At 65.0% G+C, this 12,938-nt stretch carries 12 protein-coding genes; 4 read left to right on the top strand and 8 right to left on the bottom strand.

The window, feature by feature from the left end:
- Positions 1–9: 9 nt before the first annotated feature.
- Positions 10–1,092 carry a dihydrodipicolinate reductase gene (locus ABZW74_RS18435; protein ID WP_355278233.1) on the top strand — a complete coding sequence of 361 codons (1,083 nt, stop codon included), beginning with the start codon at positions 10–12 and terminating at the stop codon, positions 1,090–1,092.
- A gap of 7 nt (positions 1,093–1,099) precedes the next feature.
- Here the strand turns inward: ABZW74_RS18435 and ABZW74_RS18430 are convergent, their stop codons facing one another.
- A complete protein-coding gene (locus ABZW74_RS18430) occupies positions 1,100–1,723 on the bottom strand; it encodes a TetR/AcrR family transcriptional regulator (RefSeq protein WP_355278230.1) in 624 nt (207 codons plus the stop codon).
- A gap of 77 nt (positions 1,724–1,800) precedes the next feature.
- Here ABZW74_RS18430 and ABZW74_RS18425 point away from each other — a divergent pair, with 77 nt between their 5' ends.
- Positions 1,801–3,000: a cytochrome P450 gene (locus ABZW74_RS18425; RefSeq protein WP_355278228.1), complete on the top strand. Its 1,200-nt coding sequence runs from the start codon at positions 1,801–1,803 to the stop codon at positions 2,998–3,000.
- Positions 3,001–3,140: 140 nt separating this feature from the next.
- Here the strand turns inward: ABZW74_RS18425 and ABZW74_RS18420 are convergent, their stop codons facing one another.
- The 6 genes from ABZW74_RS18420 to ABZW74_RS18395 all read right to left on the bottom strand — a co-directional run bounded on the left by ABZW74_RS18420 (position 3,141) and on the right by ABZW74_RS18395 (position 10,252).
- A complete protein-coding gene (locus ABZW74_RS18420; protein WP_240856239.1) occupies positions 3,141–3,776 on the bottom strand; it encodes a TetR/AcrR family transcriptional regulator in 636 nt (211 codons plus the stop codon).
- A gap of 4 nt (positions 3,777–3,780) precedes the next feature.
- Positions 3,781–4,782 carry a hypothetical protein gene (locus ABZW74_RS18415; RefSeq protein WP_355278226.1) on the bottom strand — a complete coding sequence of 334 codons (1,002 nt, stop codon included), beginning with the start codon at positions 4,780–4,782 and terminating at the stop codon, positions 3,781–3,783.
- A 6-nt stretch (positions 4,783–4,788) separates the two neighbouring features.
- Complete coding sequence (locus ABZW74_RS18410) at positions 4,789–6,258, bottom strand: hypothetical protein (protein ID WP_355278223.1); 1,470 nt, start codon at positions 6,256–6,258, stop codon at positions 4,789–4,791.
- Positions 6,259–6,432: 174 nt separating this feature from the next.
- Positions 6,433–7,713 (bottom strand): lipase family protein, encoded by a 1,281-nt coding sequence (locus ABZW74_RS18405; RefSeq protein WP_355278221.1) that lies wholly within the window; start codon positions 7,711–7,713, stop codon positions 6,433–6,435.
- A 215-nt stretch (positions 7,714–7,928) separates the two neighbouring features.
- A complete protein-coding gene (locus ABZW74_RS18400; RefSeq protein WP_240856243.1) occupies positions 7,929–8,954 on the bottom strand; it encodes an aspartate-semialdehyde dehydrogenase in 1,026 nt (341 codons plus the stop codon).
- A gap of 32 nt (positions 8,955–8,986) precedes the next feature.
- Positions 8,987–10,252, bottom strand: coding sequence for an aspartate kinase (locus ABZW74_RS18395; protein ID WP_240856244.1), 1,266 nt, complete (start codon positions 10,250–10,252; stop codon positions 8,987–8,989).
- A 214-nt stretch (positions 10,253–10,466) separates the two neighbouring features.
- On the opposite strand from ABZW74_RS18395, the gene ABZW74_RS18390 reads away from it, so the two are divergent.
- Complete coding sequence (locus ABZW74_RS18390; RefSeq protein WP_240856321.1) at positions 10,467–11,648, top strand: hypothetical protein; 1,182 nt, start codon at positions 10,467–10,469, stop codon at positions 11,646–11,648.
- A gap of 110 nt (positions 11,649–11,758) precedes the next feature.
- Here the strand turns inward: ABZW74_RS18390 and ABZW74_RS18385 are convergent, their stop codons facing one another.
- Positions 11,759–12,448, bottom strand: coding sequence for a TetR/AcrR family transcriptional regulator (locus ABZW74_RS18385; RefSeq protein ID WP_355278217.1), 690 nt, complete (start codon positions 12,446–12,448; stop codon positions 11,759–11,761).
- Between the two features lie 151 nt (positions 12,449–12,599).
- Between ABZW74_RS18385 and ABZW74_RS18380 the strand changes: the two genes are divergently transcribed.
- Positions 12,600–12,938, top strand: a 339-nt coding sequence (locus ABZW74_RS18380; protein WP_355278214.1) for an MFS transporter, incomplete at its 3' end; no start/stop codon positions are given.

The following is a 12,938-nucleotide window of genomic DNA, read 5'->3' as shown; positions in this document are numbered from 1 at the left end:
AGCACACACATGAGTTCCGACAAGATCCGCGTCTTTCAGGTCGCCACCGGCAATCTCGGCACCGAGATGATCGGGCGCATCCAGAATCACCCCGACCTCGAACTGGTCGGCCTGCACTGCTACACCGCGGACAAGATCGGGCGCGATGCAGGCGAGATCGTCGGCATCGATCCGGTCGGAGTCAAGGCCACCGGGACCGTCGAGGATATCCTCGCCGCGCAGCCCGATGTCCTGACCTTCCACGGCGTCTTCCCCGACGAGAGCCTGTACGAGAAGGTCCTGGAGGCCGGCATCAACGTCGTCACCACCGCCGACTGGATCACCGGATTCCATCGGGACAACAACTGGCAGCACCCGTCCGGCCGCAAGGTCAGCGAGATTCTCGAATCCGCTTGTCAGCGAGGAAACTCCACGTTCTACGGAACCGGCATGAATCCCGGTCTCAATCAGATCCTGGGCATCGTGCACACCGCCGACGTGGCCGACATCCAGAACGTCACAGTGACCGAATCGGTCGACGTCTCCTGCCACCACTCGGTGGACACCTGGAAGGCCGTCGGTTACGGACGTCCCGTCGACGACCCGACCATTCCCGACTCGCTCTACAAGTACACCGCCGTGTTCGCCGATTCGGTCTACCTGATGGCGGACGCGTTTGGCCTTGAACTCGACGAGGTGACCTTCAGCTACGAACTCGGTGCCTGCACAAAGGATGTCGACCTCGGCTGGTACTTCATGCCCAAGGGCTCCCTCGGCGCCAACTACATCAAGTACCAGGGCATGGTCGACGGTGTGCCGCGCATCGAGAACCATCTCGAATGGCAGATGACACCGCACACCGATCCGTCCTGGGATATCAAGGCGTGCTACATCACCCAGGTCACCGGCGACCCGAGCATCTACAGCAAGCACATGATCTTCCCCAAGCCCGGGTTCGATCTGTCCAAGCCGGAGAACTTCGCGTCGATCGGCATGACGGTGACGGGATTGCCTGCGCTGAACTCGATTCGTTCGGTGGTCGACGCACGACCGGGCATCATCACCAGTGCCGATCTTCCCTTGCGCGCCTTTGCCGGACGATTCTCGATCTGAGGACCACTCAAGCGTCGAAGATCAGTCGCGCCGCGGTCCGGATCGTCTCGCTGATGTCGGCCACGTCTCCCGACCCGGCCGTGAGATCGATCAGGCACGTTGTGAGCACGTAGCCGAGGACGGTTGCCCGATGGTCGGTGTCCTGCCAGTCCTGGTTGGACAACGCTGCGCGGACCAAACTGATGAACAGCGGTTTCCACAATCCGATACCACCACCGCCCGTGGCGTTGGTGTGGATCGAGTTCAAGCCTGCCCCAAGTAGATTCAAGTCCTCGGCGGCCCAGCCGATGATCTCTCCGAACGCCGACGCGATCCTGCCACCTTCTGGAATGTCGTCGGCAAACTGCAGCTCCTCCAAGCGGGTCAGCGTCTGTAACGCCCACTCGGCCATGAGTTGTTGCGCCAGGCCGTCTTTGGAGCCGAAGTACCGGTAGATCGTGACCGGTGTGGTGTTCGCTGCCGCTGCGACCGCCCGGATCGTGAGCCCTTGATAGCCCTGGGCAGACGCCAACCGACGCGCTTCGTCGATGATCTCGTCGCGCCGTGCGCGCTCGTCGGCAGTGAAGGACCGGACGACGGTGATCGAGTCGCGTGAGGACTCGAGGCGGGAGCGTATGTCGTCAGCAGCCATGCGCACCATCGTAGTCCGTCGTCGCACATGTGGTATAACATGTTACATCACACGTTACCACAGTTCGAGGAGTGCCGATGATCCAGGCAAGCGAACTCTTCTCCGACGAGGTTCTGCAAGACCCGTACCCGACCTTCGACCGGCTGCTCGCCGACGGAAACGTCCACTACCTCGCCGATCAGCAGCTCTACGTCGTCCTCGGCTTCGACGCCATTCGCGAGGTCCTTGCCGACCCCGCCACATACTCCAGCAATCTCGTGGCCCTGCTGACCACGGGCGCCGAGTCCGCCGAACTGCAGGTCGCCGATACCGGCGGGGTGGATGTCTTGGCCACCTCCGACCCACCCACGCACACGACGCACCGGGCGCTGGTGCAGCCTCGCTTCTCTCAACGCGCGGTGCGCGACTTGCAGAGCGACATCGACGCCCTGCTCGAGCCACGCATCAAGCAGCTGGTCGCCGACGGTGGTGGCGACTGGATGCGTTCGATCGCCACGACGGTGCCCGTGCGCGTCATCGGCTACATCCTGGGCCTGCCGGAGGACGACTTCGACCAGCTCGCCGCATGGTCCGACGACGCCATCGCCCTGGTCTCGGGAGTCGCCACGCCGGAGCGGATCGGCGAGGCCATGATGAGGGTGATCGAGTTCAGTGCGTACCTCGGCAAACACCTGGATGCAGCCGTCGAGATCAGGACCGGTGCGATGCTCGACATCATCGCCGACGCCGTCGCCGACGGAACCCTCACGCGCGATCAAGGCACGATGTTCCTGGTCCAGTTGGTCACGGCGGGAGCCGAATCCACCACCAGCCTGCTCGGCACGTGCGCGCGGCTGGTCGCGTCGGACGCCTCGGTCCAAGCAGAGCTGCGCGCCGACCCCGGGCGCATCCCGGCGCTCGTCGAAGAGGCGGTTCGTCTAGAGAGCCCCTTCCGCGGACACTTCCGAACCACCACGTGCGCAACCACACTCGACGGAGTCGACATCGAGGAGGGCGCGCGGCTGATGCTCCTGTGGGGCGCCTCCAACCGCGACTCCTCCACCTTCGATCATCCCGCAGAGATCAACTTCGACCGCCCGCAACCACGTTTGCATCACAGCTTCGGTCGCGGCATCCACTTCTGCATAGGCGCGCATCTGGCGCGGCTCGAGGCCTGTCGCGCAATCGAATTGCTCCTGGCGGCCACCAGCGACGTGCGCATGTCGACCGGTGTGGTCCGCTACGTACCCAGTCTGGTGGTCCGGCGGCTGGCCGAGCTCGAACTCTCCGTGTCGTGATCCGAGGAGCGCGATAGCACCCCGCTGGTCGAGCCGACACCGAGCCCCAGGCGAGGCGTCGTGTCGAGACGGTGAGACAACGATGTTCTCTCACCGGGGCTTCGCGGCTCGCAAGCTCGCACCTCAGCCAGCGGTAGGCCTCAACCGGCGCGTGATGCTCGGCCAGTTCTTTCGCGACTAACCGGCGCGCCCAGCGCCGGACCCAACCAGCGTTTGACATAGGCGCGCAACTCATCCGAGGTCCGTGGCGGATCCGAAGGGTACTGCACGAAGGACATGAACGAGCGCAACATGAACTCCGCCAGTCCTTCCAGTTCGTCGTCGAGCCCGATCTCGACCCAGTCGATCGGAAAGCGTTGCAACACAGACTTTCCGAAGGACATGGCCCGCGACGACGTCGCACCGCGACTGAAGACCTCGGTCTCTCCGGCCTGCAGCAGCAGACCGATATAGCGCTCGGTGGGCAGCGCTTCCAGGGTGTAGACAACCGCCTCGGCCACCGCGTCGCTCGGATCGGTGATTCCGGAGACATGGTCGGCCAGCCGATCGAGGAACTGGTCGGTTCCCGCCTCGCCGACCGCCGACAGCAGGTCCGCAGTGGTCGGGAACAGCCGATACACCGTCTGCCTGGTGACCCCGAGTTCGTTCGCGACGTCGGCGAGTGTCGTCTTGGTGGGGCCGTAACGATCGACGCATCGCATGGCGGCTTCGACGGTCCGTGTCCTCGCCTCGTCCTCGTCACGGGGCAGCTTGCCGCCCCACCCGCGCGTTCTCACCCCTTCATCCTGTCAGAAGACCGCGCTGGGAAGCCGCGGCGTCGGTCCGCCGGCTGGCGACCACGGCCGGGAACACCAAGGTCACCCCGATCATCACCAGGCCGATCACCTGGACGACCGCATAGAAGGGCACGCGACCCTCGTGCACGTCATTGCCGATCACCATCGCCACGAAGGCCACAACGTAGATCCCGGCGCAGACGGCCGTCACCGTCTCAACTCTCAGCGGCCTCGCCGAGCGCAAGGCTCGCACCGCCACCGCGAGATAGACCACGTACAGCACCACGACGACGGGCCACTGTCGTCCGCCGACGTAGGTGGCGACGACGATCGGCAGATGCAGGAATGGCCCGATCAGGTTGACGACGACGGCAATGCCCACCGGTGCGACGATCAGCACCGAGGCATGGGCCTGCGCGCCGCCCACCGATGCACGACGGGTCAACCGTGGCAGGAGACGCAGAAGAAGGTAGAAGATCAGCGCATCCCACGTCATCTGCCACCACATGTCGACCAGCGGCCAGCCAAGCCACAGTTGGTAGAGGTCCCACTGGTGCCACGTCCACCACACCACGTGACGAAGGTTGCCCTCGATGATGTAGGGCGCATCGAGGAAACTCATGATCAGTCCGCCGACAATGGCTCTCTGCCAGAGTGATTCGATGCCGAGCGCCTCCACGAGCTTGTACCCGAGAAACAGCATGACCGGGTAGAAGAATGGCACATACAGCGGCATCAGCGTGCTATCGGAGAAGCCGGGCACCCAGCGCCAGTCGAGCATCACCGCGAACGTGCCCTGGGTGTAGCTGTGGTGAACCACCATGCCCCACAGTTCCAGCAGCAGGCCGTACACGAAGGCAGCCACCATCAACACCGCATACTCCGGCCGTCCATCGCGGTACCGACGCCAGCTGTACACCGCCGCGATCACCGCGATCGTCAGGTAGACGACGTCGAGCAGATTCTGATACCAGAGGATGTCGAGGGGACTATGGATCACGAGCATCGCCGATCACTTCCCGACCAGTAGCGACAGGTCCGCGCCCGGCGGGTCCTGCAGTGGGTCAAGAGGTTCGGGCAGTCGAGTCCGACGCAGCGCCAGCCGAACTCCGAAGATCGCCAGTCGCGCCAGTACCTTCGGATTGCGCATCATGTCCGCCAAGGACTCTTCGATGTTGAACACCCGAGCGAAGTGTTCTTCGACCACGGAGTCCTCCGCAGCTGCACGCATGATGAAACTGAATGCCGGCCAACTCATTCGGCCGATCAGCGCACGCCGACGGGGCGAGACGATCGCGAGGGTACCCTCTGCGTGATCGTAACCGCGGTCACGCGCGGTCGCCAGACTCCACGGGATCTTGAGGTAGTCTCGCTGCCTGGTCAGGAACTCCGCACTCACCTCATCGAGTTCCGTTGTGCTGCGAATGCACTCGTCCAGAATGGTGGCCGTTACCGCGGCCGCGCTCATCCCCTGGCCGTAGAGGGGGTTGAACGCGCAGATCGAGTCACCGACCGGGACAAGGCTGCGGGGCGGATCGGCCATGAGATCGTAACGCCGCCATTTGTTCCCGGTCGACTTCGTCACGTAGACCTCGGACGTAGGCTCGGCCTGCTTGATCGCATTCGGAAAAGCCGGCGCGCGAACGCGTTCCGCACGGGATTCGAAATCCTCGACGGTTCGGGGCATGTCGAGTCCCCACGATCCCATGAACACGATCCAGCGATCGTCCTCGATCGGGAAGATCGTCGACAGGTAATCGTGCTCGAGCGGGTGCGATCCGCGGTCCGCGGTTGGCATCACGGCAAGGTGATCCCACCACCACTCACTCGGTCGGTCGTCACCGGTCGGCGCCTGGTACCAGCGCGAGGAGTAGGTCGCCTTGGCATCAAGGGTGTCCACCGGTGGTTGCTCCCAACCTGCGCCGCCAAGCCAGTCGGACACCTTGGACCCCCGACCCAGGGCATCGATGACGAGGTCGGCATCAATGGTGGTGTCGCCGCCGGTGTCGGGTCCGACCCAGCGCACGCCACACACCCGATTCGCAGCACGATCGGTGATCAACCCCTTGGCGATCGCCTGCTCGACAACGATCACATTGGGCAACTCACGCGCCTTGTCGCGCAGAGCGCGCTCCAGCGTGATCCGCGAGGTGTAGAGCATCGTCATCTCGCCGCGCGCCCGGGCCGACCACCCATACGGACCACACGATGCGGTACACAGTGTGGGGTTACGAACCTGTGCGCCAAGGGAACACGCATACTCTTCGACGCCGGGGAAGATCTGCTCGATGGCGCGACGTCCGGCATCGAGCAGGAAATGTGGATGCCGACTCTGCGGAGCACCCCTGCGATGTTCGGCGCCCTCGGGGAGTTCGTCGCGTTCGAGGACGACCACCTCGTCGAAGTGCCTGGCAAGAACACCCGCCGCGCACAATCCGGCCACACTGCCGCCGAGCACCACAGCCCTCGTCGTTTCGCTCATCGCGCCTCCGCAACCGACGGTCATACATTGTATGCTTGACCGTATGATCGATGCGTGTCAGTGTCAAGACACCACAACGAGCGCGCCGTACCCGTGACCACGCACAGCGGGCGTTGGATCCACAAAGGCGCCGGTGCCGCTCATTGTGAGCGGCACCGACGCCTTGCTAGGTCGTCAGCGATTCAGTTGGGCCATCAGGAATTCCAGGCCCGGGAGCAGCGTCTCCAGCATGGGAACGACGTGGTTGACGATCGTCTTGGTCAGGATCGGCGGTGTCGGGTTTGCCACGAAGTGCACATTGGCGCCCTGGGCACGCCAGTCGCGGGCGAGTTGCGCGACCTGTCCGTACGGGATCACGTCGTCGGCAACCCCGCCTTCGAGGAAGACCGGCGCGTTCGGCTTGTAGCGCCCGATGCACTGTTCGCCGACCACCTTCTGCACGTCCGGATAGCGGTTGATGAGCGCCGACAAGGTCTCGCCCGAGCGCGTCCAATTCTGGGTGCGCTGGAAGGCGAAGCTCAGGATGATGTCGCCGATGCACTGCTGCGAGATCTTGTGCAGCGCACCCTTACCCGCGGCATTGGTCTCGCGCTGCACCACACGATCCACGTTCGGATAGCGCGCCATCAACCCGTTGATGGCAAAGCCGATCGCGCCGGCGATCGTGGAGCCGTCGATAGCCGGGATCACCTTGGCCAGGTCGGCCGGCGGAGCACCGGCATAGGTGCCACGAACATTGAGCTCCGGGGCGTAGGTCGACGCCAGTTCAGCGGCAGACGCGGCTGCGCCGCCACCCTGCGAGTAGCCGGCGAATCCGACCGGCGCATTCGTCGGCGCTCCCGCCAGACGCAGTGCGGCGCGTGCGGCGTCGAGCATCGCGTGGCCGGTCTCGGCCCGGTTGACATATGTGTGGATACCCGGAGTACCCAATCCGATGTAGTCGGTGACGACCACCCGAACACCCTGCAGCAGAAGGTAGTACATCTCCGGAGCGGTGTAGTTGACGCCGATGCTGGGCTTGGTGATGTCCACCGACATCGGGAAGGCCATCATCTTCGACGGTGCGCAATTGTCGGCCTGGCCGACGGTGCCCGGTCCCACCACGACGGTAGGACGTTGCCCCTTGCCACGCCACGGGGCGGTCGGCTCGACCACGGTGCCGGTGACCGCCGCGGGCTTTCCGTCCTGGTAGCGCGAGGTGTACATGATCCGCTTGGCGGTACCTGGCCACTGATTGGCCATCCCTGGAATCTGCAGCAGCAACGGACTGGCCTCGCTGCGGATCACCGAACCCGGCGCGTTCGCGAACCGTGCGGGCGGTGTGTAGAAGTCGGTGGCAGCATCGGCCTGCGGCGTCGCCACCACGAGTCCCGCCCCCACGACGGCACCGGCGAGCACAGCGGACGACAGTTTCCGCCGACCATTTCTTGAGAAGATCCCCCTGATTAGTCTCATGAGGAAGTAAGCTACCACACAGTAACTTGGACGCGTGATCGGGGTCATGTCCAGTCTTCGACGCGGGCTCTCCCACGCCCAACTGAAGTCTCTGCCCGGGGACGGGTCCTGAAAAATCTAGCGGAAGAACTTCCTCCCCTAAGTTCAAAGTCCTCCCCTAGAAGTTGACTCCAAGGGTCGGGGAAGAAACTCCTCCCCTACTTTCTGCGACTACGTCAGACGAGCAGTTCGGCGATCTGGATCGTGTTGAGCGCGGCACCCTTTCGGAGGTTGTCGCCGGAGATGAACAACGCCAGTCCTCGACCGTCGGGCACACCCGGGTCCTGCCGGATACGACCCACCAGTGAGTTGTCCTTGCCGGCCGCGGCGAGCGGCGTCGGCACGTCGGCCAACTCCACGCCGGCCGCGGCACCGAGGATCTCCTGGGCGCGCGCCACCGAGAGCGGGTTCGCGAACTCGGCGTTGATCGACAGCGAGTGCCCGGTGAACACCGGCACGCGGACACACGTTCCGCTGACCAGAAGCTCGGGCAGACCCAGGATCTTGCGAGATTCGTTGCGCAGCTTCTGATCTTCGTCGGTCTCGCCCGAACCGTCGTCGACGATGGAGCCGGCGAGCGCGATGACGTTGAACGCGATGGGGGCGACGTACTTGTTCGGTGCCGGGAATTCGACCGAACTGCCGTCGTAGACAAGCTTTTCCGCGTCTCCGTCGACAGCGCGCACCTGAGTCGCAAGTTCTTCGACACCCGCAAGTCCACTACCGGATACCGCCTGATAGCTCGACACGATCAGACGCTGCAGGCCCGCCGCGTCGTGCAGGGGCTTGAGCACCGGCATCGCCGCCATCGTGGTGCAGTTCGGGTTGGCGACGATCCCCTTCGGCGGGTTCTTCGCAAGCTCGCCGTTGACCTCCGAAACCACCAGGGGCACATTCGGATCCTTGCGCCAGGCCGAGGAGTTGTCGATGACCGTCACTCCGGCCGCGGCGAACCTCGGTGCCTGCTCACGCGACATCGTCGCACCGGCGGAGAACAAGGCGATGTCGAGACCGCTGGGGTCGGCGGTCGAAGCATCCTCGACCACGATCTCGCCGTCACCCCACGGCAACTTCTTGCCGGCCGACCTCGCCGATGCGAAGAACCGCACCTCGTCAGCGGGAAAGTTGCGCTGCGCCAACAGGGTTCGCATGACGCCGCCTACCTGACCGGTCGCGCCCACCACTCCGATACGTACACCCATCACATCTCCCGTCGCTTCGCTCGCCCCATGACTTACCTCCCTGTTCCCGCGTAGACGACGGCTTCTTCTTCGCCACCGAGATCGAAGGCGGCATGCAGGGCGCGCACCGCGTCGTCGAGTTCGGTGTCGCGACACAGCACCGAGATGCGGATCTCCGAGGTCGAGATGAGTTCGATGTTGATACCGGCCTCGCTCAGCGCCTCACAGAAGGTGGCGGTGACGCCCGGATGCGACTTCATGCCCGCGCCCACCAACGACACCTTGCCGATGTGATCGTCGTAGAGCAGATCGGTGAAGCCGATCTCCTGCTGAAGCTTGGCCAGCTTCTCCATTCCCGTCGGGCCCAGTTCCCGCGGCAACGTGAAGGTGATGTCGGTCTTTCCGGTCTCCACCTTCGAGATGTTCTGCAGCACCATGTCGATGTTGATCTCGGCGTCGGCGACCGCGCGGAACACCTTGGCGGCATAACCGGGTTTGTCGTCGAGGCCGACGACGGTGATCTTGGCCTCGCTGCGGTCGTGGGCGACTCCGGTCAGAATGGCTTCTTCCACTGGGATGTCCTCCATCGATCCGGTCACCAGGGTGCCGGGTTTGGTCGAGTACGACGAGCGCACGTGAACAGGAACGTTGTAGCGGCGCGCATATTCGACGCACCGGAGCATCAGGACCTTGGCGCCGCATGCTGCGAGTTCGAGCATCTCCTCGAAGGAGACGGTCTCGAGTCGGCGGGCGTCCGGAACGATGCGCGGGTCGGCCGAGTACACCCCGTCGACGTCGGTGTAGATCTCGCAGACGTCGGCCTCCAGCGCGGCGGCCAGCGCCACAGCGGTCGTATCCGACCCGCCGCGCCCGAGGGTGGTGATGTCCTTGGTGTCCTGAGAGACGCCCTGGAACCCGGCGACCAGCACGATCTTGCCCTCATCGAGTGCGCTGCGGACGCGGCCCGGCGTGACGTCGATGATCTTGGCCTTGCCGTGGCTGCTGGTGGTGATGACGCCGGCCTGCGAACCGGTGAAGGATTGCGCCTGCGCACCCAGCGAACTGATCGCCATCGCGACTAGAGCGTTGGAGATCCGCTCACCCGAGGTGAGCAGCATGTCCATCTCCCGAGGAGGCGGCGTCGGGTTGACCTGCTGGGCCAGGTCGAGCAGTTCGTCGGTGGTGTCGCCCATCGCCGACACGACCACCACGACGTCGTTGCCCTGCTTCTTGGTCTCGACGATGCGCTCGGCGACCCGCCGGATGCGTTCGGCCGTTGCGACCGACGATCCGCCGTACTTTTGCACCACCAGTGCCACGTCGAGTTACCTCCTTGCCGACGGTTGTCGGTCGATCTGCGGCGTTCGCTGACGCAACAACCTTACCGGCGAGCGCGACCACGTCCGATTCGTGGTGACCTGATCCACGTGAGCCGCGCCGAGCGCAGGCCCTACGATCGCTCACGTGGTCACCTCAACCGATGCCGGCAGTGCCGACGACGCGCGTGCGCAGGATGACCGGCCCGACGACCAGGTGAGTTCCTCGCCACACCGGCCATGGCCACTCGGTTCGCCGCACCTGTGGTGGATCGAGGCGGTCGTCGTGTTCCTCGCGGTCCGCGCGATCGGCGTGATCGTGCTGGCCCGGTTCGCCGACCTGAACGGGGGCACCGTCGGCGGGCGTCTGACCGTGTGGGACGGACAGTGGATGCTGGCCATCGCCGAATACGGCTACGGCGGTGTTCCGCTGTCGCTCACCGATGCGCAGGGGGTGCACACCGCCGAAACCGCCTACGCGTTCTTCCCCGGCTATCCGTATCTGGTCGGTGCCATCGCAAAGCTGCCGCTCATCACACCCTTCGGTGCCGCGATCGGCCTCAACCTGATCCTTGGATGCGTGGCAGCCGCCGGAGCAGCACGCCTCGGTGCCGTGTGTGCACGTCAGATGTCGGAGCGCTCACCGATCGGACCGGCCTCGCCGCATGCCACCGGCCTGATCCTCGTCGTGCTGTTCGCCGCTACGCCGATGTCGATCGTGCTGAACATGGCCTACACCGAGACGCTGTTCTGTGCGCTGGCCGTGTGGGCATTGGTCGGGGTGCTCGAGCATCGCTGGCTGCTGGCGGGAGCCATGACTCTCCTCGCCGGAGCGACGCGCCCTACCTCGGTGGTCCTCATCGGCGTAGTCATGCTGGCCGCGATCATCGCCCATCGCGACGGATGGCGGGCGTGGGCGGCGATCGTCCTCAGCCCCCTCGGATACCTCGGTTACCTCGCGATCGTCTGGGGTCAGACCGGCTCCCCCACCGGGTGGTTCCGGGTGCAGAGCGAGGGGTGGGACACCCGGATCGACTGGGGCAGAGCGGCATTCAACTTCGTCAACGCAACCATCGTCGGATCGGGTGAGGTGGCGGCCACCGCGACGGCGTGGGTGATGGTGGCCTCGGTGGTCCTGATGGCCATCGCCTGCTGGTCGCGACTGCCCTGGCCGGTTCTCGTCTACGGCACCCTCGTGGTGGTCTCGATCCTGCTGTCGACGGGGCTCATCATCAGCCGCACCCGCCTGCTGTTGCCGGCGTTCGTGCTGCTGATCCCGCTGGCGATGGCGCTCGCGCGAGTGCGGCCGGCCGCGGCCGTCGCGATGCTGGTCCCGGTGGTCGTCGGCAGCTCGTGGTTCGGTGCGCACATGCTGACCGTGTTTCCGTACGCGATCTGAGTCGCAGGCCGGCGACCACCCCGCAGGAAAGCTGTACCTGGCGGCCCAGCCAAGTGCACAGTCCACTTCGTCGGGCTGACGCGTACAGATATCCGACGGGGTGAAGTGGATCAGTCGGTGCGGCGAGACCCTTGCGCCGCGGCCTCGAACCCCGCGCACAGGAATTCGATGCCCGCGTCGAGCCGGTTGCGCGGGTCGAGCAGCCGTGCGGCGTCGGGGCTGGTGGCGAGTCCGGAGAGATGAGGTAGCGCGGGATCGGTGTTGCCGCGGGCCAGCTCGGCCAGACCGTCGGGCGGCGCGCTCGGATTGTCCGGCCGCAACAGCGCGTCGCTGACCATGACCAGCGCCACGCCGTGGACAAAGCTCCAGACGGTCAGCGCCATCTCGATGGACCGCTCGACGTCGACGCCGAGATCGGTGAATCCGGCCGCAAGCCAGTCCAGACAGACCAGCGATTCTTCACCGAAACTGTGCCGGGGCGACGAATACGCCAGCACCACCCACGGGTGGCGCCGATAGAGCTGCCAGTCGACGTCGACGGCGATCTGCACCCGCTCTCGCCACGTCCACGGACCCGCTTGGTCGACCGGATACGGGAAGCGTCGGCCGATCTCCTCCGACATCTCCTGCAGCAGCGCGTCCTTGTCGGCGACGTGGCGGTACAGCGACATCGCGCCGACTCCGAGCACATCGGCGATACGCCGCATCGACAAGCCACCGAGCCCGTCGGAATCGGCGACGTCGATGGCGGCGTCGACGATCGTCGGCAGCGTCAGTTTCGCATTGTCGGCCTCGGGCACACGGCACCTTTCTGTGGGACCACAGGGCGGTGACCTGGGTCATCACCGGAATAAATTGGTTGCGTACAGCGTACTCACCTGGGTACCGTACGAGCGTACGGCGTACGCAGATGCGTCCGCCGAGACGCATCACGACCCAGGAGATCACACCATGTCCACCCAGCTCGATCCGACGACCCAGCGACCTGCCGAACCCGCGGCCGCTGACCGTCGTACCTGGTGGGGACTGGCCGTGCTGACCCTGCCGGTGTTGCTGGTGTCGATGGACTTCTCCGTCCTCTATCTGGCGATGCCGGCGATCACCGACGCACTCGAACCCGGCGCCACACAGCAATTGTGGATTCTCGACATCTACGGATTCCTCATCGCCGGCCTCCTCATCACCATGGGCAACGTCGGCGACCGCATCGGACGTCGTCGCGTACTCCTCGCCGGCGCCGCGCTGTTCGGCGTCGCATCGGTGATCGCCGCCTTCGCACCCAGCGCCGCG

The organism is Gordonia sp. NPDC003585 (genome assembly GCF_040610755.1).
In the GTDB taxonomy this organism is placed as follows: Bacteria; Actinomycetota; Actinomycetes; order Mycobacteriales; family Mycobacteriaceae; genus Gordonia.
Note: the sequence above shows the minus strand (reverse complement) of the source record. Positions and strands in the feature narration are given on the sequence as shown.